This window comes from Liquorilactobacillus satsumensis DSM 16230 = JCM 12392, from assembly GCF_001435195.1.
Classification (GTDB): domain Bacteria; phylum Bacillota; class Bacilli; order Lactobacillales; family Lactobacillaceae; genus Liquorilactobacillus; species Liquorilactobacillus satsumensis.
Genome location: NZ_AZFQ01000011.1, coordinates 1 through 24311 on the forward strand (window position 1 = coordinate 1; position 24311 = coordinate 24311).

Below are 24311 nucleotides of genomic sequence, written 5' to 3' on the forward strand. Positions count from 1 at the left end.
AGTACTCACGATGTTCGCAATTTCGAGTTAGCACTCAAATTTTCCCGACTTATGTCGCACTCTCAGTTTTTTTAGTATAAAGCAGATTTAAAATTAGAAATAAATTTATCGAAGAGTGAAGCTGTTAAGCCGGATTAGCAAATTGGAGCACCGTACCATCCTAATTGTGTATCAGTATCCTTAATGCCGTTTTTGCTGATTTTAGTTTTTTATTTGAACCACAATTTTTCCGCGTGCGTGATGAGTTTCGCTGCGTATGTGTGCCGCGCGCATGCCTGCAGTTGTGAATGGGAATGTTGAATCTAGCACAATTTTAATTTTTCGGTTGGCGATATAGTTTGCCAACGTTGTTAAATCTTGACTATTGGGAGCTACCCAGCCGCTCATAACAACTTTACCAGGACTATGCTGCTGCTCTTTTGAAAGTGAGGCGGCAATCGTTAAAAAGCGTCCGCCCTTTTTTAAAATTGAAATTCCACCAGCTACATCGCCGACGGTGTCTAAAACAGCATCAAAGTCAGTTAAAACATCTTGGATGTTATTTTTGTGATAGTCAATCACTTGATCAGCACCTAGACTGATAACGAAGTCATGGTTAGCTTGGCTGGCGGTCGTGACAACGTGGGCCCCAGCTTGTTTGGCTAATTGAATAGCGTACATGCCGACCCCGCCGGCCCCTGCTTGAATTAAGACTTTTTGACCGGATTTGATTTCAAGTTTGCGCAACATTTGCAATGCTGTTTGACCAGCTAAAGGGACGGCGGATGCAGCTGCATAGCTAATATTTTGGGGCTTCAAAGCTAATTTATCGGCTTTGACTGCTGTATATTCAGCATAACTACCATTTTTACCACGGGGGTCGATATCGGGACGTGCAAAAACTGCATCCCCCACTTTGAAATTCGTAACGGCGCTGCCAATGGCAACTACTTTTCCTGCCAGATCCCAGCCTAAGATAACTGGAAATTGCCATTTAAACAGATGCTGCATTAAACCTTGACGCGCCTTATAGTCAATTGGATTAATGCTGATGGCATAATTTTCGACGAGTACCTCATCTGCTTGAATGGTGGGAGTTGGAATATTAGCAACCACTTCTAATTGATCTGCAGTACCGTATTGCTGGATAATTGCGGCTTTCATAGGGTAACGCTCCTGTCTTTTGAATTTACACACTTTAAATAAGTTAATTATACTAAGTTGAGGGTGGTTTATTCAATTATTAAGTTTGGTTAAGCCAGTCTTCTTCGAAACATCCGCACTTTTATGCTAACAAAAAACTTGCAAATAGAGTGGCATTTTCCGGGGGAAACTTTTAACCGCTGTGTGAATTGGAGTAGCCAAGCCTAAAGACTTCGCTTATCTATAGTAAGTATATATAATAGCTAATATCAAATCTATTATCAGAAAATAGGAGAAAAAAATGACAGTTATTATTCCGGATTTTCAACTATCAGCTGCTACTCACCCTAGAACCGTGGTCTTGAAAGTCTCAAATCTTGCTAAAGTAACCGACTTTTATCAGCAAGTAATCGGATTAAGGTTATTGACACGTGGCGTAACACAAAGCTTCTTGGGGGTACCGGGGAATTCGCAACCATTGTTGATTTTAAAACAGATCAACGCATCTTTAACGGTCAGTCGAAAAACAGGATTATATCATGTTGCATTTCTTTTGCCGCAGCGTAAAGCTTTAGGCAATGCTTTATTGTTTTATTTGCAGCACAAAGCTCCTTTGATTGGTGCAAGTGATCATGGATATAGCGAGGCACTTTATTTAACTGATCCTGAAGGAAATGGCATTGAAGTTTATCGTGATAAACCGCGTAGTGAATGGGATATTCTTCCTGATGGAGAAATTCGAGGAACCACCGGTGAGCTGGATGCTACTGGAGTTATTGCAGCCGCTGATCAGAAATGGGTAGGTTTTCCGAATGCAACCCAGCTTGGTCATGTACATCTTAAAGTTGCAGATTTGGACAAAACAGAATTTTTTTATACAACGATCCTTGGGATGTCGCTTAAAAATAATTTTGGGCGGCAGGCGAAGTTTTTTGCCACTGGCGATTATCACCATCACGTGGGGACTAATATTTGGAATGGGCGCAACTTGCCTGCAATGGACGCAGGGGATGTGGGTTTGGACTATGTTAGTTTTACCGTAGAGAATCTAGCAGAACTTGAGCGGCTGGGTGCCCATTTGGAGGAAAATAATACGGCCTTTAAAACAATTGATTCTACGAGTGTAGCTTTGACGGATCCTAGCGGTATTAAGCTAAAATTTGAGGTGTAATTGGATTACGCTGGTCTTTTTTCAAGATGGAATGTGGTGTCTAGTGCTGTTTATGCTTAATGCACACCCCTTTTTGTTTCTGAGTATTTTTGTATTAGCTGTTTTTTGTGGAAAGTAGTCTAAAATTTAAAAAAGTGGTCCTTGTTGAGCTACAATGGACATTATGAGATATAAAGAAAATCATCAAGCTAATGATTTTTTAGGGAGGTTATTTATTAATGGAACGTTGTTCTTGGGCCAATACAGGTAATGAACTTCTAAAGGAATATCATGATCAAGAGTGGGGGATGCCCTGTCATGATGAGCACAAGTTATTTGAACTCCTGTCGCTTGAGATCATGCAAGCGGGTCTTAGTTGGCAAACTGTTTTAAATAAACGTGCAGCATTTAAAACTGCTTTTGCTGATTTTGATGTTAAACAAGTTCAAAATTTTCAAGCCAAGTTACCACAATTAATGGTTAATAAAGCTATTATCCGCAATCAGCGTAAATTGCTGGCAATCATTAATAATGCACAAGTTGTTGTTAAACTAGCTGCTGCTGGAACATGCTTTAATGATTACATGTGGCAATTTGTTGATTATCAGCCAATTGTGCATCAATATCAAACCCACACTGAAGTTCCTAGTACTAATGGTTTGGCTAAAAAGATTAGTCAGCAAATGAAACGTGATGGTTTTCAATTTGCCGGACCGGTGATTACCTATTCTTTTTTACAGGCAGCAGGGTTAATCAATGATCACGTGGTAACTTGTTTTCGGCATCAGCATTAAAAAAAGTGTGACATAAGTTGGCAACTTTTAAAGATTAACTGGAAATTGCTCAAAGCAAATGCAGAGGGATCACACTTTTTTAGAGTTAAATGTTGATCGTCACTGAAATTTCAGCAACTTTTAATAAAATATCTAGTGAAACTTGGCAATAGCCACTTAGCTTAATCAAACTTGAAAGCTCTAGGCAGGTTTTCTCGTTTTTTTTCCTGAGTTTAAACGTAATTATGCAAAAAGTATGGTATAAGGGTTTGGGACAAAAGTCGCGCACTTTCTTTTAAGCTGTCAATGTGTGCATTAATTTTTCCCAAAATATTCGTGTACTAAGTGGGACAGCATCAGAAAAAGCATAATCAACTTGAAATTTATGTTGACGGTCAAAGCAATAATAAAAAGTAATATCTGAAAGAAAAAAATCACCGGAAACACTTTGGATACAGCCAGCTTTTTCTTTTACAAAGTCATCTTTAAGTAATGAAACGATTTCTGCTTGAGTATAAAGCTTTGAATCGTTGTGATAGTAATATTTAATTACCATGTCCAACACCTCTTTTGTACAGCGTTAATTTTAACCATAGCTATAATACAAAAGTTGGTGTTAAAACGGTGTTAATCTTTGTATGCTGGTGTTAATTCAGCAGCTAAACGAGTTCTAGCGCAGATTTTACGTCTTTTGTAGGTCAGTTTCTAAACTGCTGCATGAGATTTAGCACAGTAGCAATCAAACTGAGATAATTTATTTTTTTAAACAACGGCTTGATAAACTGGCAGTAAAATATTATCAATCAGGATCGTGAGCTGGCGTGCTGTAAAATGTTCGTTTATAAATAAATGGTAGCGTAGCCAATTAAACGGCAACAATTTAACCTCAACTGGAAATGCTACGGTAGTTACCTCACCACGTTTTTTCGCGCGTTCCAAGACATGGTCAATTGCTTTAACATCAATTGCATTTCCTTCATTGATCAGTTTTTTTACAGTGCTATTTTGTTTCTGGTTTGCAGCACCTAATAACTCAACAATGTTAGAATCTTTAAAAGTCTGCATACTGACAATAAAACGCTGCAATAATTGTAATAAATCTGCGCGTAATGATTTTCCTGTTAGAATTAATTCGTCGGTGCGCCCGCTGTTTTCTGCGATGATCTTAGCTTGAATAGCTGAAATGGCTAAGGAAAATGGAGAATCCCATCTGCGGTAGATTACTGATTTGCTGGTTTGAGCTAAAGCTGCTACCTCTGAGAAGGACAAATTGGCGACACCCTTGGTTTTTAAAAGCTCCAAGGCTGCTTGGTAGATTGCCTGTTCAAGTTCTTCGCCGCGCCGACGTTTTTGTGTCATAGAAATAATCTCCTTTAAAGATAAGGTACTAAAAGCTTATTAGCGTATTTTATTGTTATTATAACAGGTACTCAATTAAGATACTAATTGTTCTTAAACAATAAAAAATCTCCAAAATTAAAGCGAAAGCTTTAATCGTGGAGATTTTTTGTTAACTGCGATGATAAGGATCTCTTTCTCTGACATGTTCTCTGACCTGTTCAAAGATCGTGATAATATGTTGATCAGACAGCTGATAATTTATTTTTTGACCAGCACGGATACCGCGGACCAGTTCAGTTTGCCGCAACAGTTTGAGCTGATGCGAAGTTGCAGATTGTGAAATGCCGATTTCTTCGGCAATTTCATTAACTGACAGCGATTTGTCAGCCAGCAGGAAAAGAATCTTGTAGCGTGTCTGATCCCCGAAAGCTTTGAAAAGCTGTACACTTTTTTCTAATTCAAAATTGCTTGGTAATTCATGCTCGTTTGCTTTTGTCATGACTGCCACCTTTGGATAAGCTCAAGTTCAAGAAAAAGGTTCCGTGACCGCATTTGTCTTACCCAGTGTCATTTTTGTGAAGATGCAAGAAGGTAAAATGCTCGGGTTTGGAATGTTCTTTTCTCATTATACCTAAAGTAGCAGTGTTTAAAAAGAGGTGTACTCCAAAATATGAAACTCAAGGCATTATAGCGATTCTTTAATCGACTTTACGCGCTAAGCGGTCAATTAGTGCAAAAAACTTTTCGTGAGAAACGTCATAGATTAATTTAGCAGGCCGTCCGTTAGGGTCTAGGTAAGTTCTGCCATCGCTGGGACTGGAAGTATTAACAGCACACGTAATTTCTTTGGTCTTTACAATATCAGCAGCAAAGAAGTAACAGGTTGTCAGCACGTCCCATAAATAATAGGTTGAATTTGTTTCAAACAATCTTAATTCAGGGACAAGTGCGTAACTGTTTCCAATGAAATCTAGTCCGGTGAAGCGCCGCTGGGCTGCCCAATGTTGGCGGATTTCTTGTGTGAGCGGGACATTATTGGTGCTTTCAAGGCTGACCAGTTCTAATGGAATTTGAGTGTCAAAAACGGTTTTTACTGCTGCCGGGTCCCAAAAAGCATTCCATTCTTGTGTTCCATCGGAATCAGGTTCGGCGACGTTTCCGCGCTCAAGGAAGGTCCCGCCCATCCACACAAGCCGCTTAATCTTCTTTTCAATTGTAGGATCAATTTGCAAGGCACGTGCCAGATCGGTTAAAGGTCCTGTGAAAACCAAGGAAAGTGGGGTAGTTGTCTGCTGCAGTTTATGGAGCAAGTCAAGATGGGCAGGCTCTGGGCTTATCGGAGTCATGATGGTACCTGCTTCATTCAAAATTGGGAGTGCATTTTCTGAATACGCAGCCAAACGCCATTCTTTAGGGAAAGAATGAACTGCACGTGAATCGGAAATTGCGACCGCCAGTTTTTGCGCGTGACCAAACCGATCAATAATTTTTCGGCTGGCTTCAGCTGCTGGACCGACGTAACTGTCTGCGTCGACTGCTCCGACACCAACAAGTTCGACATCTTCCATTTGAAGCAAGAGGAAAAGAGAAATTAAATCGTCAACGCCGCCATCGTGGTTAAAGTACACTTTTTCTGTCATAGTCAAGTAACTCCTTAATTATAGAAGTAATAGCAATAATTATTTAGATTATACCGAATATGTTAGTGTTCGTCAAAACATGGCTAACTTTAGGATATTTACTTTTTTAGGAACCTATCTTTTTAAAAAGGCGAACGATTAAAAAAATAATTTGCAAAACATATTGATTTTAGAGTATGACTACTGTATACTTTTTCATAGTTAAAGTTTAATTAAGAATTTGGGGGCTGTATTTCAGTGAAGAAAAAAGTAATGGCATTTTTGGCAGCAACAATGATGGTCGGGACTATCCTTGTTGGTTGTGGCAATAACGCGGCAACTAATAAAGGAACAAAACACTCAGCTGCTTTAGTGACAGATGGTGGTGGAATCGATGACAAGTCTTTCAATCAATCTGCATGGGAAGGCCTACAAAGCTGGGGTAAAAGCCACAATTTACAAAAGGGTCTTAACGGTTATAATTATGCACAGTCGAGCGATGACTCTGATTTTCTGCCAAACATCAACAAGTTGATAAAGGCTAAATACGCTACTATTTTCGGAATTGGCTACAAATTAGATAATGCGATCAGTTCAGCCGCAAAAGCAAACCCAAACACTAATTTTGCAATTATTGATTCAGTCGTGACCGGACACAAGAATGTTGCTTCTGTAACCTTCAAGACGGAGCAATCATCATTTTTAGCTGGTGTTGCGGCAGCTGAGACAACTAAAACAAATAAAGTTGGTTTTGTTGGTGGGATTCAAAGTGATGTTATTAAGACCTTCGAAGCCGGTTTTAAACAAGGTGTCAAAGCCGTTAACCCTAACATTCAGGTTGATGTGAAATACGCTGGTTCATTTACTAAAGCTGACGTAGGTCAGTCTTTAGCAACTGCAATGTTCAATAATAATGAAGATGTTATTTTCCATGCAGCAGGTGGAACTGGTGCAGGAGTCTTTACGGCTGCTAAAAACTCTGCCAAGAATGGCAAGAAGGTTTGGGTAATTGGTGTTGACCAAGACCAAAAGGCTGATGGTGCTTATAAAGGTGGCAATGTTACCTTAGCATCTGCTGTTAAGAAGGTTGGCACAGCTGTTAAAGATCTTTCAAATCAGGCAATGAAGAACAAATTCCCTGGCGGCAAGGTAGTCACATATGACCTTGAAGATAACGGTGTTGGGATTGTGAACGATAATATGTCTGCGAGTGCTTGGAAAGTTGTTCAGAGTTATCAGCAAAAGATTAAAGATGGGACAATTAAGGTCGCAGCTAAATAAAGAATATTAGGTATTATGATTGTTGCGCAGTTACAAATGGTGAAGCGTTGGAGATTACGACCAATACTTCACCATTTTACTGCATGTTGCTTAACTATTGACAAAAGGAGGACCGCATGGAAGACTACGTTGTTGAAATAAAGCATATCACCAAAAAGTTTGGGGACTACAAGGCCAACGACGATATCTCGTTGCAGCTGAAGAAGGGTGAGATCCTTGCCCTATTAGGAGAAAATGGAGCTGGAAAATCGACATTAATGGGGATGCTTTCAGGATTATTGACCCCGACGGCTGGGGAAATCTTGATTAATGGGAAAAAAGCGGTCATGAGCAATCCGCGAGATGCGAAAAAATTGGGGATTGGCATGGTTCATCAGCATTTTATGCTGATTCCTGCATTTTCAGTCCTTGAGAATATTATTTTAGGTGATGAACCGACTAAAGGGTCTTTTATCAACTATCAAAAGGCTGCCGCCACTATTCAAGCATTGGCGCAAAAATATCAGCTTGATATCGATTTAAAGGCTAAAGTACGCGATATTACAGTCGGAATGCAGCAGCGTGTTGAGATCATGAAGGCCCTTTACCGTCAGGCAAATGTTTTTATTTTCGATGAACCAACTGCCGCGTTAACGCCGCAAGAGATCGATCAGTTAATCAAAATTCTGCGGGCTTTAGCGGCTGAAGGAAAAGCAGTAATTTTTATTACCCATAAGCTAAAGGAGATCAAAGAGGTTGCTGATCGTTGCGTGGTTATTCGAATGGGGAAAGTCATTGCGACTGTTGAGGTTAGCGCGACCAAGGAAGAGGCACTTGCAGAAATGATGGTTGGGCGAAAGCTTAACTTTGCGCTTGATAAACAAAAAATGGCTCAGGAAAAACCAGTTCTTGAAGTTAAGGGACTTAACGTTGAAGCGCACAAACAGCTTAAAGTTGCAGGTGTGGATTTGACAGTCCATGAAGGTGAAATTGTGGGGGTTGCAGGTGTAGATGGTAATGGTCAAAGTGAATTAATTGAAGCTCTGACTGGTCTGCGCAGGGTAAAAAAAGGCAGTATCAAGGTTAACGGCAAACAACTGCAAAATGCCTCAGCAAGAAAAATTTCAGAAGAAGGCGTGGGCTGTATTCCAGAAGATCGCCAAAATGTTGGCTTGATCTTACCATTGACAATTGCGGAAAACCTGGCACTCAAAGACTATTATCATGCACCGGCTAGTAAACACGGTTTTTTGAATTATAAGCTGATTAATCAGACTGGCAAGCAGCTGATTAAGGATTTTGATATTCGTTCTCAGAGTGAAACCGAATTTGTAGGCGATCTTTCGGGTGGGAATCAGCAAAAAGTAATTGTCGCACGTGAAATCGCTAAAAATCCTGCATTGTTGATTGCAGCGAACCCAACACGTGGAGTCGATATTGGTGCGATTGAATATATTCATGAAAAGATCATTGAGCAGCGTAATGCCGGGCGGGCTGTGTTATTGGTCAGTTTTGAACTAGATGAAATCTTGAAATTGTCTGATCGAATTGTCGTTATGCATGAAGGACAGATTGTCGGAGAGATTGATCCGCAGCACACATCTAGCGAAGAATTAGGATTAATGATGGCTGGTAAGACACCAGTTTCGCAAAACAGATAGAGAGGTAATGAGGCGTGTTTAATAAATCATTTAAAGGATTATCCACGGCATTGATCTCGATTATCGCGGGTTTTATAGTCGGCGCGATTGCGATGTTGGTGTTTGGTTACGATCCACTACAGAATTATCAAAACTTGTTGGTTGGCTCACTAGGAGATATTTATTCCATTGGTGAGACACTCCGAAACATGATTCCGTTGATTCTGACAGGGCTGGGTTTTGCAGTTGCTAGCAAGGCAGGTTTCTTTAATATTGGTGGGCCAGGGCAATATCTAATGGGTTGGTTCGGTACAATTGCTTTTGCACTTCATTTTTCACAGCTACCAGGAATTATTTTGATTATAGGAGCTTTGCTTTGTGGCGCATTGGCTGGAGGAATCTGGTCGTTGATTGCCGGAGTCTTGCGGGCATATTTTGGGACAAGCGAAGTTATTACGACGATTATGTTGAACTATATTGCACTGTATTTTGTCAACTTTGCAGTTAAAAATTGGCTAGCTGCCAAGGGGAGCGATTCTTCCCCGAATATTGCACGTAAAGCAAGTTTGAATACGCATTTTTTGCAGGAATTGACACACAATTCAACTTTTAATTGGGGCTTTTTCATTGCATTAGTAATTGTGGGACTTGTCTGGATCTACTTTAACAAGACACGTTCTGGTTTTGAGATCAAAGCTGTCGGAATTAACGAAGCGGCCTCAAAATATGCTGGTGTGAATGTCAAAAGAACAATCGTGATTGCGATGCTGCTTTCAGGTGTGCTTGCCGGCTTAGGTGGCGCAATTGACGGTTTGGGCAATTTCCAGAATATCTCAGTTTCTAATAACCTGCCTAACGTCGGGTTTAATGGAATGGCGGTTGCATTGTTGGCGGCTGAAAATCCAATTGGAATTGTTTTTGCAGCGCTGCTTTTTTCAGCATTGCAAATTGGCGGTTTGAGCATTTCCGTTTACTCAAATACTCCTAGTGAAATTGTTGAAATCGTGATTGCTGCAATCATCTTCTTTGTTGCAATTAAGTATGTTTTTGAGCGCTTTTTAAAAAAGAGTTGGCTTACCAGGAAACAACAGGCTAAGAAAGAGGGTGCGGATAAATGAGTTTAACAACAATTTTAATGACGGTTTTTTCGACAACTTTAATATACGCAGCACCCTTGATTTTTACAGCGCTTGGTGGAACCTTTTCTGAACGCAGTGGAGTAGTGAACGTTGGGTTAGAAGGAATGATGATTGTAGGTGCTTTTAGCAGTACAGTTTTCAATCTTGCATTTGCAAATGTACTTGGAAGTGCAACTCCCTGGATTTCACTGTTGGTAGGTGCTGTTTTCGGACTGCTCTTTTCGATTTTGCATGCGGTCGCAACTATTAACTTTAGAGCGGATCATATTATTAGTGGGACTGTTTTGAACTTAATGGCACCCGCACTTTGCGTCTTTTTAACCCGTATTTTTTACAGTGGAAAGGGCCAGACGCCAGTGCTTGATCAAAGCATGGGAACCTTTACTTTTCCAGTGCTGTCGCAGATTCCTTTTATAGGAAAAGTCCTTTTCACCCGGACATCATTAGTGGCTTTTTTAGCAGTTCTTGTGGGGATTGCCAGCTGGTATTTCCTTTATCGGACAAACATAGGGTTAAGATTGCGCTCAGTTGGTGAAAATCCGACTGCAGCGGATACACTCGGAATTAATGTCGGGACCTATCGTTATTTAGGAGTTCTGCTGTCAGGCTTCTTAGGCGGGATTGGTGGAGCTGTAATGGCACAATCAATTACACTGAACTTTTCTGCAAGCACAATCTCTGGTCAAGGCTTTATGTCATTGGCCGCGATGATTTTTGGAAAATGGAATCCATTAGGTGCAACCGGTGCGGCAATCTTCTTTGGGCTAGCTCAAAGTCTGCCGATTATTGGGGGCTATATTCCAGTACTTTCGCACGTGAATTCAGTTTGGTTCCAGATTGCTCCTTATGCGATTACTGTAATCGTACTAGTCTTTTTCTTGGGTAAGGCAGTTGCCCCAGCAGCCGATGGACAGAATTATATAAAAGGTAAGTAATAATTAGTGGATAAGCGTTAGGACTATTTACAATGTCGCTGTTACTAAAAAGTTCTGAATATTAATGAGAGTGTGACATAAGTCGGGAAAATTTGAGTACTAACTCGAAATTACGAATATAGCGAGTACTTTGCTATGAGTAATTGGAAAGTCAGACGGAAGATTTTGACTTATGGAACACGTTTATCCGGAATAAAAGAGGGGCTGTGACAAAAGTTAAATTTTGTCACAGCCCCTAAGCTTTGTGTTGAAAAAACTCCATTTTTGTTCCTGTTTATTAATATTCCCCTTAAAGATCATGACGCAAATTGTCTATTGTTCACAAATGCAGTATTATGAAACAGTAAAACATTAATTGTTGATGAAGGAGAAAATTTTTATGCTTGACATTATTAAAGCGATTATCTTGGGAATCGTCGAAGGTGTGACTGAATTCCTGCCGATTAGTTCAACCGGGCATCTGGTACTTGTTGACGAATTCATTAAGTTGCAACAGTCCAAACAGTTTGTTGACATGTTCAATGTGGTTATTCAATTAGGAGCAATCATGGCTGTTGTTGTGATCTATTTCCACAAATTAAATCCATTGTCTCCGCGCAAGTCTGTAATTGAACGCAAGAAAACATGGACGTTATGGAAAAAAGTGATTATTGCGATTATTCCTTCGGTCATTGTTGGTTTTCCCCTGAACGACTGGATGGATGAGCATCTGATGAACTGGTTTGTTGTTTCGATGGCTTTGATCATTTATGGGGTTCTCTTCATCGTGATTGAAAATCGTAATAAAAATATTGCTCCTAAATATGATAATTTAGATACACTTACATATAAGACAGCAATTGCAATTGGACTTTTCCAAGTTCTGGCGCTAATTCCTGGAACCTCGCGTTCAGGGTCTACAATCTTAGGTGGAATTATGATTGGGACTTCCAGATTTGTTGCGACAGAGTTTTCATTTTTCTTGGCGATTCCGACAATGTTTGGAGCTTCACTCTTAAAGCTTTATAAGTACTTCAACCATGGCGGCTCTTTAGCAGGGTTACAAGGCGTTGTCTTGGCAGTTGGTGTGCTGGTTTCATTTGTGATCGCATATCTTTCAATCCGTTTCTTGTTGAACTACGTGAAGAAAAATGACTTTAAAGCTTTCGGCTGGTACCGAATTGTTTTAGGGGTGGTCGTTATCGGTTACTTTGCATTTTTCCATTAATTATTAAAAACCTTTATAAAAATGAGTTTATGGAACACGTTTATCCGGAATAAAAGGTGGGGCTGTGACAAAAGTTAACTTTTGTCACAGCCCCTTATTTAATGCAGCTAGTCATAGCCCAACTATCAAGCAATTTAACCTTAGTGCTCGAGGGCTCCCGAAAGTTGTCACATTTCTATTTTAACATGCTCCAACTATCAGCCCACTGCGCCTAACGCTAAATTGCAGCTAGTCACAGTCCGACTATCAAGCAATTTAACCTTAGTGCTCGAGAGCTCCCGAAAGTTGTCACATTTTTTATTTTGTCACCGTGACATCAACATTTCCTAAACCGTGATCAAATTTAGCACTCCACCTACCAGCCGTTAATTTAGGCGGCAACACAAACGTTCCAGTCGAAACAAGTTGCCCGACTGTGAGCGGGTGTCCTTGTTGCTCTAACTTAGTAACAAGCCAATGAAGTGAGTTCAAAGGATTATCTAGTACTTCAGCAGAAACGCCTTCTTTAAGTTTACGATCATTGCAGCGCAACTCACAATGCACTTGTGCTAGCTCTTCTGGGGTCTTAAAGACATCTGTAGTTGGTTTTTCTGTTCCATAAAGGACGAGTCCGCCGACTGCAGCATCAGACATTACCAGATATTTTGAGAGGGTCGGGAACCAGTCCTTAAAACGGGAATCAGGAACTTCAAGACCTGCTGCAACAGTTGTTTTTTCCATCAACTCAGTCAGCGAATCTGTACTCTTGAGTTCCTGAACGGCTCTAAACTCAAGTTCGACTTCAACTAAGGGTTCCATTAATTCTGAAAGACTAACTTCTGTTGGTGATTGGCGTAGCCGACTTGCAACCTGTGCGCCATAAAGCGGTGAAGTCGAAGCAAACATTTTTTGTGTCTCTGCGCTTGTCAGTGAGACTTTATAAGCCGCAACTTTTTCTTCTTTGAGTTGAGTTAGCCGCTCTTGGACGAGATAGGCGGTTGCTTCGTCTTGAACTGTGCCTTCCCAGTCTGCCATATTGAGCGGAGTGCGTGTTGAATAAGCTGTAAAAAGTTCTTGTGCAAATTTTGCTTGCTTAGTTGTCAAAGATGTAGCTGCTTTAGTTTGTGTTTGGTTCATAATTAACCCCTCCATTTTTTGAGAGCGGTTCCTAAATGTTTGCCCACACTAGTGAGGAACCGCCGCAATTGTACTTCAGCTTCGAAATCTGAATATTACCATCATCGTCTCTTTGAATACCACTTTCATCATCGTGCATGATTCCTCACTTCCTTTCTATTAATAAATTCAAATAAAAAACGCCCTTTGCATAGTTTGAACTAAGCAAAGGGCGTTAAGGACGCTGTACCACCTTTTATTTGCATTCTTTTTTAAAATAAAAAGCATGCCTCTTACAAACTCTTAAAGAATTTGTGTACTCAATAATGGGAGTACCCAGCAAAGGCTAATCTCTTTCGGATTTCGCTTTGCAGCTCATAGGTGATTTTCTTTTACGTTTGTTCGCTTACCTTCCCAGCAGCGGTAAGTCTCTTTTCCACAAGCATAAAGTACTGTCCTACTCGACGCAACTCATTTGAATTTAATTTGTTATCAGTATGCTAACGCGAATATTTAGGATAGTCAAGGGCCTTTTATGATTTTTCAGCAAAAAAATTTAATTTTTACTCATTATTTTAAGATAGTTTTAATGTTGGCGAATTCACGAATCCCCAGATCACTCAACTCACGACCATAACCGGACTTTTTAACGCCTCCAAACGGAAATTCCGGATGTGACGAAAGTGGTTGATTAATTGCAATTTGCCCAGTCTCAACTTGTGAGGCAAGCTGTTGTGCATGTTGAGCATCTTGTGAATAGATTGCGCCACCCAGCCCATAATTTGAGTGGTTGGCAATCTTAAGCATCTCTGCTTCAGTGTCGACTTTGTAGATTTGGGCAACTGGACCAAAAAGTTCAGTGTCATACATTGGATTATCAAAAGTCATGCCAGTGATGATCAAAGGATTGAAGAACGCTCCTGGACCTTCGACGGGTCTTGGATCTCCCCAGAGGACTTTAGAGCCGCCTGCAAGGACATTTGCAACTTGCTTTTGCAGATTCTGTTGTGCCTTTTTTGAAGAAAGGGGAGCAAGTGTTGTCTGCTCATCCAAAGGATCGCCTAATTTTTTTTGCTTAAACTCTGCAATGATACCTGCGAGAAACTTATCGTAAATTTTACTTTGAACAAGATAACGTTTGGCGGCAGTGCAGACTTGGCCTGCATTATTAAGCCGTGCAGAAACTGCCCCGGCAATTGCAGTCTCAAGCTCGGCATCATTTAAGACAATGCAGACATCCGTACCGCCCAGCTCCATAGTTGATTTTTTAAGGTTTTTACCCGCCTCAGCGGCAAGTGTTGCTCCGGCTTTTTCAGAACCTGTCAGGGCAACCCCTTGAACACGTGGGTCTGCAATAATTTTATTGACCTGATCATAGTCGACGAAGAGGTTTTTAAAAGCTCCGGCAGGCAATCCGGCTGCATGGCAAGCATCTTCGAAAGCCTGCGCACATTCCGGCACAATGCTGGCGTGTTTGAGCAAAACTGGATTACCAAGAATGAAGTTAGGGGCAAAGACACGCATGATTTGAGTATACGGGAAGTTCCAAGGTTCAACAGAAAGAATGGCACCAATTGAGCTAAACTCAAGTTGTGCGGTTTTTCCAGCAGCGTTTGAATAGGTCTGATTTTTTAAGGCCTTCTCACCAGCATGAACATAATAATTTGCAAAGGCCGCATTTTTTTTAACTTCGCTGCGTGCCTCATCAATTCGTTTTCCCATATTTGTGGTAAGGTAACGTGCATATTTTTCAAGATGGTCTGTAAATTCAGTTGCAAGACGTGCAAGTAACGCGGCTCTTTTGGAGATAGGTTCCTTTTTAGCCGTTTGGTAGAAAAGTTCCGCATTTTTTAAAGCAGCTTCAACTTCCTGATCAGAGGTTGCAGCAAACTCACGGATTAGTTCCCCATTGTAAGGATTGATTGCTTTATATGACATTCAAACTACTCCTTTCTGATACAGGTCTAATTATAAGAGTAATCGAGATAGGATGAAAATATAATGTTTGGCTACAAAATGAGCTTGAAAGCAAGAGCCTCATATGGGCGCAGTTTAATCTGCGCAGGAACTGCTGAATAACTTGGTATTGGATAATTTGCAAGTAGCAGCTTGAACGTACCGCGTAACGCTGGAGGTAGCTTAACAACGGTTTCTTTTCCATAAAAATTAGCGAGCACAATTAGTTGTTCTTCCTCTAAGAAACGCCGATAAGCAAAAACTTGGGGATGAGTGGCAAAGAGGGCTTCAAAGTGCCCACCGGCAATGATATCTTCTGTCTTACGCAGTTTGATTAACTTTTGGTAAAACGCAAAAATTTCTCCGTCTGCCAATTCGTGGGCGACATTTATGGTTGCTTGATTTGAAGGAAGCAACCAGGGCTTAACTTGTGAAAATCCCGCGTATTTAGCGGCAGTCCACTGCATTGGAGTACGGCTGTTATCGCGTGATTTTAATGAGACAGCTTTGAAAGCTTTTTGCGCAGGATAACCTGCTTGCAAAAGCTCATGATAAGCGTTGCGGGTCTCAATGTCATGATAAGAGGAAATCTTCGAGTATGTTGGGTCGGTCATCCCGAGTTCTTCTCCTTGATAAATAAAAGGGGTTCCACGCAGCAGATGAAGTGCTAACGCCAGCATCTCAGCTGATTTTTCACGATATTTATGGACATCACCGAACCGATTTAGCGCCCGCGGTTGATCATGGTTGTTCCAAAAAAGTGCGTTCCAGCCGCCATGCAAGTCAAGTTCATGCTGCCATTCAAAGAGTAACTTTTTTAATTTCATAAAATCAAATGGAACAGTTTGCCATTTATTGCCATTTTGATAATCGACTTTTAAGTGATGAAAGGTAAAAACCATCGACAATTCATGGTTCTGGGGCTGAGTGTATGCAATTGAATTGGCGACAGTTGTGGAAGACATTTCTCCAACCGTAACAATCTCAGGGTCTTGGCCAAAGCTTGCCTGGTTAAGTTCTTTTAAATAAGTATGGACAACAGGTGTGTCGGTATAGAGCTTTTTTTCCTGCAAAGGATCGGTGGAGTCGCGCAAGATAGTCTGCTTGCCGGTGACGTTGATTACGTCAAAACGGAAACCTTTAACTCCTTTCTTGCGCCAAAAATTAACAATCTTAGCAGCCTCTTGGCGCACATCCGGGTTATGCCAATCTAGATCTGCCTGAGTAGGGTCGTAAAGATGCAGGTAATAGTCGGAACTTGTTCCAAATTTTCCCCATGCAGATCCGCCAAATTTAGATTGCCAATTTGTAGGAGCGGTACCGTCTTGTTTAGGTGGTCTGATGTAAAAGTAGGCACGATATTTTGGATCGCCCGCCAGCGCCTTTTGGAACCACGGATGAGAAGTGGAGCAGTGATTGAAAACCATATCAAGCATAATTGAAATGTTAAGTGCACTCAGCTTTTGTGCCAATTCTTCAAAATCTGCCATTGTTCCGAAAAGAGGGTCAACTTGATAGTAGTCCGCAATATCATAACCATTATCATTTTGAGGGGAGACAAAGAATGGATTGAACCAGATCATATCAATATTCAACTTTTTGAGATAAGGAATTTTGGCAATAATTCCCTGCAGATCGCCAATGCCATCGCCATTGCTATCATAAAAAGACTTCGGATAGATTTGATAGATCACTTTGCGACCTAAATTTTGTTCTTGTGCTGTGATGCTCATAATTGCGGCTTCCTTTCTTTAGTGTGAGTTAAAATTCTTTTTCTACGGGCAAAATCAGTGAATTTGAATTTATCAGGCCGATGGTAAGAGGCGGTGATTTGAAAAAGAGAGGTGTCAGCCAAATAGGTGAGGCTCCTAACGAGTACCACTAAGCCCTCACCGCTCAAATTCAGTTTTTCTCTTACAGCTGCAGGTGCACTTTCAACGGTGATCTCTTTGGTAGCATAGGAGATTTTAAAGCCTAATTCTTCTTCAAGGTAGGCATAGATAGAGTCTTCGGCGGCCTGGTAGGGTAGTTTTTCAACTGGTGGTGAAAGGAGATAATCGCGATCAAGTACATCTGGTTCACCATCGATTAGACGTAATCTTTCAAGAAAAAAAGCAGGCTGTTCGTTGGACAAGCCAACAGCCAATGACGTGGGCACCATTGTTTTTTCAAGCTGCAAGACAACAGTTTTTGCATGCATCCCAAGAGTTTGGTTCAGCTCTTTGAAGCTGGTAATTCCTGAAATTGGAAAAGTAAAACGCTGAAGATTTAATACTAAAGAACCTCTACCCTTGATTTTTTGAATCAAGCCCAATTCATTAAGTTGTTCTAGTGATTTTCGAATTGTTTCCCGCGAAGTACCATATAATTCGCAAAGTTTATGTTCACTAGGCAAAAAAGTTTGTGGAGCGTATATCTTGTGCTTAATTTTAATTGCAATATCTTGGGCAATCATATTTTGCTTATTAATGAGACCCATGGCTACCACGTCCTTTAGAAATCGTTTTCTTGAAGATATTATAACATAGCTGTATATACAGGCAAGCAATGATTTGCCACCATGTTTATAGGTTGTTTTCTGCTGTATTTTTTGGCAATAATTTGCTTGTTTTTCGTATCTGCAGGTTATTAGATAGTCAAAGCTTAATTGTAAAATTGTCGAGGTTGCTAATTGTTGACATCTGTATATACAAGTTTTATGATAAACGTGAATTATTAATGAAAGCGATTTAATTTGAACTGGATTTATAGGAGGGGTTTTAATGTTTGGATTTGGAAAGAAAAAAGCAGTCACGACGCAGGTCCTTTCACCTGCAACTGGAGAAGTTGTTGCGTTAACGGAAGTTGCTGATGCTGTTTTTTCAAGCGGAAGTATGGGTGAAGGATTCGGACTTGAGCCAACTGAAGGCGAGATTATTGCACCAGTTGCAGGTAAAATCACAATGGTTGCTGAAACGAAACACGCATTTGGAATTGAAACCGCAAATGGACTGGAGGTTTTGGTACATCTAGGAATTGACACTGTCGAATTAAAAGGTAAGCCGTTTGAGATGAATGTGGCACGTGGACAAAAAGTTAGAGCAGGGCAAGCAGTTGCCAAAATGGACCTTGCACAAATTAACCAAGCGGGGTTTAAAACAACTATTATCGTTGTGGTTACTAATTCAGCTGACACAGTTGCCGATTTTGAGGTTGATGAAGGACACAGCGGTACGGCAGGTGAGGTTGTAGGAACGATCAGATTAAAGAAAGAAGGGTAAGCTTATGGCAAAGAAAGATTATACAGGGCTGGCTAAAACAATTATTAGCGATGTTGGTGGGCCGCAAAATATTGATAACTTAATCCATTGTATTACACGGTTGCGTTTTTACCTAAAAGATGAAAGCGCTGCTAAAGACCAAGATCTAAAAGCGACTGCAGGTGTCATTGATGTTATTAAAGCTTCGGGACAATACCAAGTTGTGATTGGAAACGAGGTGGAGAATGTTTATGATGCAGTTGTGCAGGAACTTGGGCCAGCCTTTGCAGCTAAGCTTGATGGCGGAAAAGATTCGACAGGTGAGGCTGCTACAAGCCAGCAAGCGGAGCAAGGACCGTTGAGTTGGATTAATAGGTTGATTGGCGTTATTACAGGTTCCATGACTCCGGTAATTGGTGTAATTGCGGCAGCCGGAATTATTAAAGGAATATTGGCATTATTAACGTTACCGCAGTTAGGGGCGTTGCTTGACGTAAAAAGCACTCTTTATTTAACAATCAGCGCCATGGCTGATTCAGCATTTTTCTTTCTGCCGATTTTAGTCGGTTTTTCCGCTGCGCGCTACATGAAAGGGGACCCTGTAATTACGGCGGTGATTGGAGGGGTTTTAACTTATCCGCAAATTATTACATGGGGAACTAAATTCAAAACAATGTTTTCCATCGGGGGCTTTGATTTTCAATTTTTAAACTACACATATTCAATTTTTCCAATGATTTTGGCAGCTTGGTTTGCCAAAGAGATTGGTGGTTGGCTTAAGAAAAATTTGCCTAGTTATCTTCAGATGATTTTTACACCATTAATCACAGTCCTTGTTGTCAGTGCATTAACACTTGTTATCACTGGACCAATCATTCAAGGCGCAGCTAATGGGATTGCTGATTTTATTAACTGGTTAGTTCATTCTTCTGGCTGGCTTGGCGGACTGGTAATCGGTGGTTTCTATCAAATCTTAGTAATTTTTGGACTTCATTGGGGTGTAGTTCCTTTGGTGGCACAACAAATTTCTGGGAGCGGCGAAAGTGCACTGAACGCAATTATTTCGGGTACCATGGTTTCCCAAGGTGCAGCTGTTTTGGCTGTGGCAATTAAGTCTAGAAAGGAAGACCTGAAGGGCTTGGGTTTTGCTGCAGCAATTTCAGCTTTCTGTGGGGTAACAGAGCCCGCAATTTATGGTGTTAATTTACGGTATCGAAAAGTTTTCATTTCTGGGTTGATCGGTTCAGCAGCTTCCGGTTTTATTACAGGTTTAATGCATGGTAACATGTTTGGATTTACGGGTTCTTTGATTGGATTTTCGTCCTTCTTTGATCCTAAGAATCCAACACAACTGACCAGTTTTTACGCCTTCTTACTTTCAAGCGTGGCCGCGATTGTCGTCAGCTTTTTAGTAACTTGGTTCTGGGGCTATAATGACAAGATGGTCATGAGTGAAAAGGTAGAAAAAAAGGAAAATCCTGCTAAGAAAGGTACTGTAAAGGCTTAGGATAATAAAGTATTAAAATGTTTCATGTGGAACAAGTTAGACAGGTTGCAGGCCGCCTTAAATTGAGTTAAATCCTGCAAACCAAACAAAGCTGGCTTTTTCTGAGCAGCATTGAAGCGACTTTTGGGTGCTTTGATGCTGCTCATTTTTTGATTTAAGAAAGTAAAAATTTCAAAGCCCAAGGGTTACTTTGTAATGCCGAACTTAGTCTTTGGGAGGCTAAACACAGGGTGTTGCACTTCTACTTAACTTATCCCGCAAAGCGCGTTACAGTGGAGACGCAAGAATCTGTACCTTTTAGCCGATAATGGTTCTCAAAATTGTGAATTGTTTCATTAACTTTGTCACTTACAGGTGTGCCGCAGTGTCAGTTAGTGTGTATTGTAAATGCTTACATTTAGATTTTATAATAAGAGTGTAGAAAAAAAGGAGGTACTCCAATGGAAGCAAAAGTCTCTAAGAAGAAAACACTTAAAACTCAGATTCAGAAGTTAGGAACGAGCCTAAGTGGAATGATCATGCCGAATATTGCCGCAATTATTGCTTGGGGCTTGGTTACAGCTATTTTTATGGCAGCTGGGTGGTTCCCGAATAAACAAATTGCAACTTTGATCACCCCGATGCTTAATTATATGATTCCCCTTTTAATTGCCTATGTCGGTGGTCGAATGGTCTATGAAGAACGTGGAGCAGTGGTAGGTGCAATTGCCGTAATGGGTGTAATTGTGGGTGCTAAGGTACCAATGTTCTTAGGCGCAATGATCATGGGCCCGCTGGGTGGCTGGTGCATCAAAAAGTTTGATCAGATGTTCCAAGATAAAATCAAGTCTGGTTTTGAGATGATTTACAACAACTTCTCAAGTGGAATCCTAGGAATGATTTTAGCAATCTTTGGTGTTTTTGTAATTAACCCATTGGTAACAGCTGGCAGTACGATAATGAGCAAGGGCGTTGATTGGATTATTTCAGTTCACATGTTGCCTTTGGCTAATATCCTGATTGAACCGGCTAAGGTCTTATTCTTAAATAATGCCATTGGAAATGGGATTCTAGTTCCGCTAGGAATTCAACAGGCTGCACAGTCAGGCAAATCAGTGCTCTTCTTGCTTGAATCAAACCCTGGTCCTGGACTGGGAATCTTGTTGGCATTTATGCTCTTTGGTAAAGGCGCTGCTAAGGCTTCTGCACCAGGTGCTGCCTTGATTGAATTCTTTGGTGGAATTCATGAAATTTATTTCCCGTATGTCTTGATGAAACCAGCTTTGATTTTTGCTGCAATTGCTGGTGGTGTTAGTGGGACATTTACCTTCTCCCTGTTGGACACAGGTGTTAAAGCAGCAGCTTCTCCAGGATCAATCATTGCAATCCTTTTAATGACACCAAAAGGCAACTATCTTAAGATCTTAGCTGGAGTTTTGGTTGCCGCAATTGTTTCATTTATCGTTGCTGCGCTTATTTTGAAAGCCGATAAGTCTGATGGCAAAGCTGAAGATGAATTAGCTGAAAAGCAAGCACAAATGAGCCAAATGAAAGCTGAATCTAAAGGTGCTGCTCCAGTAGCAGGTCAAAGTGCTGAAAAAGCAGTACAGGAATATGCAGATGTCAAAAGAATTATTTTTGCCTGTGATGCCGGCATGGGTTCTTCTGCAATGGGTGCATCTTTACTGCGAGACAAAGTTAAAAAAGCAGGTATCACAGATATCCCAGTTACGAACACCGCTATTAGCCGCCTGAAAGACGAAGATGGCTTGCTGGTAATTACTCAGGAAGAATTGGCGGATCGTGCGTTGCAAAAGACACCAAACGCAATGCATATTGCTGTGGATAATTTCTTGAGCAGTCCAAAGTACGATCAAGTTGTTTTGAATCTTAAAGCATTAACACAACTTAATCCGGAAAAACAAATTCAAAAAAAGAATGAAGAAAAACCAACTAAAAATCAACGGTTAGCTGAAATTGATTATGCAGCGGTTACGGAAGTCGACTTTATCCATCATGATCAACGAGAAGGATCCGCAACAATGGCAGCATCTTTGTTCAAAGATCGGCTGAAGAAAGTCGGTAAGCAAGTACCAGTCAAAAATCTTGGGATCAACGAACTTGAAGATAGCAAACAACATTTAGTAATTGTGACCCCTGAAGCGGAGAAAAATCTGAAATTACGTTATACTGAGGTCCAGGTAGTAACTGTTAAAAATCTGCTTGAAGCTGATGAATACAGTTATATTGTAGAACGTTTAGCGTAAAGAGGATGATTTAGTTGATCTTGTTATCGGACCGTCAAAAAAAGATCTTACGTGAGCTGTGGAATAATCCAGATGGCATTCAGATGAATACACTTGAAGATGCATTGAAGATCAGCCGCCGCACGGTTTATCGTGAATTTTCAGAGTTAAAGCTTTATCTGAGTGAGCATGGTTTGAAGATTGAAAATAATGCAGCCTTGTATTTTTTGGAAGGAACGGCGGCTGCTAAAACAAAGCTTGCTGCTGAGTTGAATACGCAAAAGGGAGATACAGCTTTAACGACTAAGCAACGACAGGCAGCGATTGTCTGTTTGCTGCTGCTCAATCACGAACCGGTTAAAATCTTTTCCTTAGCAGTTTCTCTCGGTGTCAGTGAAGGAACGATTCAACGCGATCTGAAAAGAGTCTCTAAGGCATTATCCAGTTATCAAATTAAATTAGATGCTAAAAAGGCAGTGGGTATTCAGGTCGTTGGCGAAGAAGCTCAAAGAAGACTAATTTTATGCGGAACACTAACAAATGAGATTAACGAATATGAATTCTTCGAATATTTAGACGCCAATAATCATAAGCAAACACAAAGCTTTTTCTTAAGGCTGCTCCCCAAAGATGTGCTGCAACGTTGTGTGGTGGCATTAGAGGAGGCACAGATTGCTTCGCGGGCAAGATCTGACATGCAAGAAGTCCAGTTGGTTTTAATGATCGCAATCTCGCTTATCAGAATGAAGAAGGTGGTTATCAAGAAATATGCCGCTGTAGATCAGGAAAAAATTTTTCAGTATCGACAACGTGCACTAGAGATATTCACAAAATTCAGCGCACAGATCAAAGAGAAAATTACAACCGGCGAAGTTGATTTCATCGCAGTTCAACTGCAAGGGTTAGACTATCATCTGGGTGTCAGTGGATGGGCTGATAACTACGACTTGCAAGTTTCCTACAATGTCAAACAACTCATTCAGCTGATTTCAGCTGAGATTCACTGGAACTTCGGATTGGATCAAGATTTATTTTCACGGTTGGTTAGGCATATGACCCTTTTGTTGCATAGTGATTCGGCACGGCTTCCCAACGCGCGTATTGAGATTTTGAATAGTGTCGGGCAGCAGTATCCGGAGTTGTACAACGCGGTCAAGAAAGGGTTACACGAAATTTTTTCTAAGTATTCGTTTTCGGAAACAGAGGCACAACTGATCTTATTGTATTTTGCCAATAGTTATTCTAGTGGTCAGACCAGACGACAGTTGCGGGCGCTGATTGTTTGTCCAAACGGAATCGGAACAGCAAGTATCCTAAAGGGAAGACTCCACAAGGAAATTCCGGCGATTGCAGCGATTCGGATTGCAAAAGTTTCACAGTTAAATGAGCTTGATCCTGCTGAATATGATTTGATTCTTTCAACACTTGATCTTCCTGGTTTTGACTGGAAATATTACATTGTCAGCCCGTTGTTACTGGATGATGAACTTGAACGAATTAAGGCACTGATTTCAAAATATACGGTAGGCCGGCAACACCAATTGAACGTTCAAAAGCAAAATACAGGTTTTGCACAAGGACAGCAGCGCTTAGATGAGATGTTCGCTAGATTGAAAGCAAGCAAGGAATTATTGAGTCGAATTAAAGTTACGCAGGTTGCTGCTGCACCAGAGTTAGAAACAGTTTTGGAATTGATTCTGGAAAAAATTCCAACTCAGATCATTACTGATCGGGTCAAAGTCAGGCATGAGATGATTGCACGCGCTGAACTTGCTCCTGTTGGAATCCCAGATACAGGAATTGCACTGGTGCATACTACAGATGAAAGTGTTAAACGCCCTTTCTTCTCGGTCTACCAGTTAGCGCGACCACTTGAAATGCTGGCAATGGACCAGACACCATTAGAGGTTGTCCGGGTGATGCTGATGGTTGGACCCGCCCCAATGAGCGATTTTCAAAATATTTTGATGGGTCTAATCAGTAGTGCAATTGTAATGAACAGTAACAATACTCACGTTTTTGAAGAAGGTACTGAAGAACAGATTAAAGACTTAATAGCAACTCAGTTTATGGATCAAATTGATTTTAAGAGAAAGAGATGAT

Annotated in this window: 20 protein-coding genes; 11 read left to right on the forward strand and 9 right to left on the reverse strand. The window is 40.8% G+C overall.

Annotated elements, in window-relative coordinates:
- Nucleotides 1–201: 201 nt before the first annotated feature.
- The gene (locus FD50_RS00625; protein ID WP_056959512.1) at nt 202–1143 is read right to left on the reverse strand and encodes an NADP-dependent oxidoreductase; all 942 of its coding nucleotides are present in this window, start codon (nt 1141–1143) and stop codon (nt 202–204) included.
- A gap of 280 nt (nt 1144–1423) precedes the next feature.
- Here FD50_RS00625 and FD50_RS00630 point away from each other — a divergent pair, with 280 nt between their 5' ends.
- Nucleotides 1424–2293: a VOC family protein gene (locus FD50_RS00630; protein ID WP_056959515.1), complete on the forward strand. Its 870-nt coding sequence runs from the start codon at nt 1424–1426 to the stop codon at nt 2291–2293.
- Nucleotides 2294–2511: 218 nt separating this feature from the next.
- On the forward strand, nt 2512–3066 hold the full coding sequence (locus FD50_RS00635) for a DNA-3-methyladenine glycosylase I (RefSeq protein ID WP_056959517.1): 555 nt from the start codon (nt 2512–2514) through the stop codon (nt 3064–3066).
- Between the two features lie 274 nt (nt 3067–3340).
- Here the strand turns inward: FD50_RS00635 and FD50_RS00640 are convergent, their stop codons facing one another.
- The 4 genes from FD50_RS00640 to FD50_RS00655 all read right to left on the reverse strand — a co-directional run bounded on the left by FD50_RS00640 (nt 3341) and on the right by FD50_RS00655 (nt 6026).
- Nucleotides 3341–3601: a hypothetical protein gene (locus FD50_RS00640; protein WP_054757848.1), complete on the reverse strand. Its 261-nt coding sequence runs from the start codon at nt 3599–3601 to the stop codon at nt 3341–3343.
- A gap of 206 nt (nt 3602–3807) precedes the next feature.
- A complete protein-coding gene (locus tag FD50_RS00645; RefSeq protein WP_054757849.1) occupies nt 3808–4404 on the reverse strand; it encodes a TetR/AcrR family transcriptional regulator in 597 nt (198 codons plus the stop codon).
- 151 nt (nt 4405–4555) lie between these two features.
- A complete protein-coding gene (locus FD50_RS00650; RefSeq protein WP_054757850.1) occupies nt 4556–4885 on the reverse strand; it encodes an ArsR/SmtB family transcription factor in 330 nt (109 codons plus the stop codon).
- Nucleotides 4886–5084: 199 nt separating this feature from the next.
- A complete protein-coding gene (locus tag FD50_RS00655) occupies nt 5085–6026 on the reverse strand; it encodes a nucleoside hydrolase (protein ID WP_056959519.1) in 942 nt (313 codons plus the stop codon).
- Nucleotides 6027–6263: 237 nt separating this feature from the next.
- Here FD50_RS00655 and FD50_RS00660 point away from each other — a divergent pair, with 237 nt between their 5' ends.
- From FD50_RS00660 to FD50_RS00680, 5 genes are all read left to right on the forward strand, one after another.
- The gene (locus FD50_RS00660) at nt 6264–7286 is read left to right on the forward strand and encodes a BMP family lipoprotein (protein WP_056959521.1); all 1023 of its coding nucleotides are present in this window, start codon (nt 6264–6266) and stop codon (nt 7284–7286) included.
- A 116-nt stretch (nt 7287–7402) separates the two neighbouring features.
- Nucleotides 7403–8926 (forward strand): ABC transporter ATP-binding protein, encoded by a 1524-nt coding sequence (locus FD50_RS00665; RefSeq protein ID WP_056959523.1) that lies wholly within the window; start codon nt 7403–7405, stop codon nt 8924–8926.
- Between the two features lie 14 nt (nt 8927–8940).
- Nucleotides 8941–10023: an ABC transporter permease gene (locus FD50_RS00670; protein WP_056959525.1), complete on the forward strand. Its 1083-nt coding sequence runs from the start codon at nt 8941–8943 to the stop codon at nt 10021–10023.
- Nucleotides 10020–10979: an ABC transporter permease gene (locus FD50_RS00675; protein WP_056959527.1), complete on the forward strand. Its 960-nt coding sequence runs from the start codon at nt 10020–10022 to the stop codon at nt 10977–10979. The genes FD50_RS00670 and FD50_RS00675 overlap by 4 nt, the downstream gene beginning before the upstream one ends.
- Nucleotides 10980–11358: 379 nt before the next feature.
- On the forward strand, nt 11359–12186 hold the full coding sequence (locus tag FD50_RS00680) for an undecaprenyl-diphosphate phosphatase (RefSeq protein ID WP_056959530.1): 828 nt from the start codon (nt 11359–11361) through the stop codon (nt 12184–12186).
- Between the two features lie 297 nt (nt 12187–12483).
- Here the strand turns inward: FD50_RS00680 and FD50_RS00685 are convergent, their stop codons facing one another.
- From FD50_RS00685 to treR, 4 genes are all read right to left on the reverse strand, one after another.
- On the reverse strand, nt 12484–13302 hold the full coding sequence (locus tag FD50_RS00685; protein WP_228888129.1) for a 2-keto-4-pentenoate hydratase: 819 nt from the start codon (nt 13300–13302) through the stop codon (nt 12484–12486).
- Between the two features lie 549 nt (nt 13303–13851).
- Entirely contained in the window at nt 13852–15219 is a 1368-nt protein-coding gene (locus FD50_RS00690; protein ID WP_056959534.1) for an NAD-dependent succinate-semialdehyde dehydrogenase, read from the reverse strand.
- A gap of 71 nt (nt 15220–15290) precedes the next feature.
- Complete coding sequence (treC, locus tag FD50_RS00695; protein WP_056959536.1) at nt 15291–16970, reverse strand: alpha,alpha-phosphotrehalase; 1680 nt, start codon at nt 16968–16970, stop codon at nt 15291–15293.
- Nucleotides 16967–17716: a trehalose operon repressor gene (gene treR, locus FD50_RS00700; protein ID WP_054757393.1), complete on the reverse strand. Its 750-nt coding sequence runs from the start codon at nt 17714–17716 to the stop codon at nt 16967–16969. The genes treC and treR overlap by 4 nt, the downstream gene beginning before the upstream one ends.
- Nucleotides 17717–17999: 283 nt before the next feature.
- Between treR and FD50_RS13055 the strand changes: the two genes are divergently transcribed.
- The 4 genes from FD50_RS13055 to FD50_RS00725 all read left to right on the forward strand — a co-directional run bounded on the left by FD50_RS13055 (nt 18000) and on the right by FD50_RS00725 (nt 24310).
- Nucleotides 18000–18497 carry a PTS sugar transporter subunit IIA gene (locus FD50_RS13055; protein WP_054757395.1) on the forward strand — a complete coding sequence of 166 codons (498 nt, stop codon included), beginning with the start codon at nt 18000–18002 and terminating at the stop codon, nt 18495–18497.
- A gap of 4 nt (nt 18498–18501) precedes the next feature.
- Entirely contained in the window at nt 18502–19983 is a 1482-nt protein-coding gene (locus tag FD50_RS00710; RefSeq protein ID WP_082610382.1) for a PTS transporter subunit EIIC, read from the forward strand.
- A 440-nt stretch (nt 19984–20423) separates the two neighbouring features.
- Entirely contained in the window at nt 20424–22229 is a 1806-nt protein-coding gene (locus tag FD50_RS00720) for a PTS mannitol transporter subunit IIBC (protein WP_056959538.1), read from the forward strand.
- A gap of 14 nt (nt 22230–22243) precedes the next feature.
- Nucleotides 22244–24310 carry a BglG family transcription antiterminator gene (locus FD50_RS00725; protein ID WP_056959540.1) on the forward strand — a complete coding sequence of 689 codons (2067 nt, stop codon included), beginning with the start codon at nt 22244–22246 and terminating at the stop codon, nt 24308–24310.
- Nucleotide 24311: the final 1 nt, after the last annotated feature.

Bases quoted from the DNA above. Each gene is read 5' to 3' on its own strand.
- FD50_RS00625 (WP_056959512.1), bottom strand. From the start codon at position 1,143: ATGAAAGCCGCAATTATCCAGCAATACGGTACTGCAGATCAATTAGAA.
- FD50_RS13055 (WP_054757395.1), top strand. From the start codon at position 18,000: ATGTTTGGATTTGGAAAGAAAAAAGCAGTCACGACGCAGGTCCTTTCA.
- treC (WP_056959536.1), bottom strand. From the start codon at position 16,970: ATGAGCATCACAGCACAAGAACAAAATTTAGGTCGCAAAGTGATCTAT.
- FD50_RS00720 (WP_056959538.1), top strand. From the start codon at position 20,424: ATGGAAGCAAAAGTCTCTAAGAAGAAAACACTTAAAACTCAGATTCAG.
- FD50_RS00680 (WP_056959530.1), top strand. From the start codon at position 11,359: ATGCTTGACATTATTAAAGCGATTATCTTGGGAATCGTCGAAGGTGTG.
- FD50_RS00675 (WP_056959527.1), top strand. From the start codon at position 10,020: ATGAGTTTAACAACAATTTTAATGACGGTTTTTTCGACAACTTTAATA.
- FD50_RS00640 (WP_054757848.1), bottom strand. From the start codon at position 3,601: ATGGTAATTAAATATTACTATCACAACGATTCAAAGCTTTATACTCAA.
- FD50_RS00630 (WP_056959515.1), top strand. From the start codon at position 1,424: ATGACAGTTATTATTCCGGATTTTCAACTATCAGCTGCTACTCACCCT.
- FD50_RS00690 (WP_056959534.1), bottom strand. From the start codon at position 15,219: ATGTCATATAAAGCAATCAATCCTTACAATGGGGAACTAATCCGTGAG.
- treR (WP_054757393.1), bottom strand. From the start codon at position 17,716: ATGGGTCTCATTAATAAGCAAAATATGATTGCCCAAGATATTGCAATT.
- FD50_RS00655 (WP_056959519.1), bottom strand. From the start codon at position 6,026: ATGACAGAAAAAGTGTACTTTAACCACGATGGCGGCGTTGACGATTTA.
- FD50_RS00685 (WP_228888129.1), bottom strand. From the start codon at position 13,302: ATGAACCAAACACAAACTAAAGCAGCTACATCTTTGACAACTAAGCAA.
- FD50_RS00710 (WP_082610382.1), top strand. From the start codon at position 18,502: ATGGCAAAGAAAGATTATACAGGGCTGGCTAAAACAATTATTAGCGAT.
- FD50_RS00635 (WP_056959517.1), top strand. From the start codon at position 2,512: ATGGAACGTTGTTCTTGGGCCAATACAGGTAATGAACTTCTAAAGGAA.
- FD50_RS00650 (WP_054757850.1), bottom strand. From the start codon at position 4,885: ATGACAAAAGCAAACGAGCATGAATTACCAAGCAATTTTGAATTAGAA.
- FD50_RS00645 (WP_054757849.1), bottom strand. From the start codon at position 4,404: ATGACACAAAAACGTCGGCGCGGCGAAGAACTTGAACAGGCAATCTAC.
- FD50_RS00665 (WP_056959523.1), top strand. From the start codon at position 7,403: ATGGAAGACTACGTTGTTGAAATAAAGCATATCACCAAAAAGTTTGGG.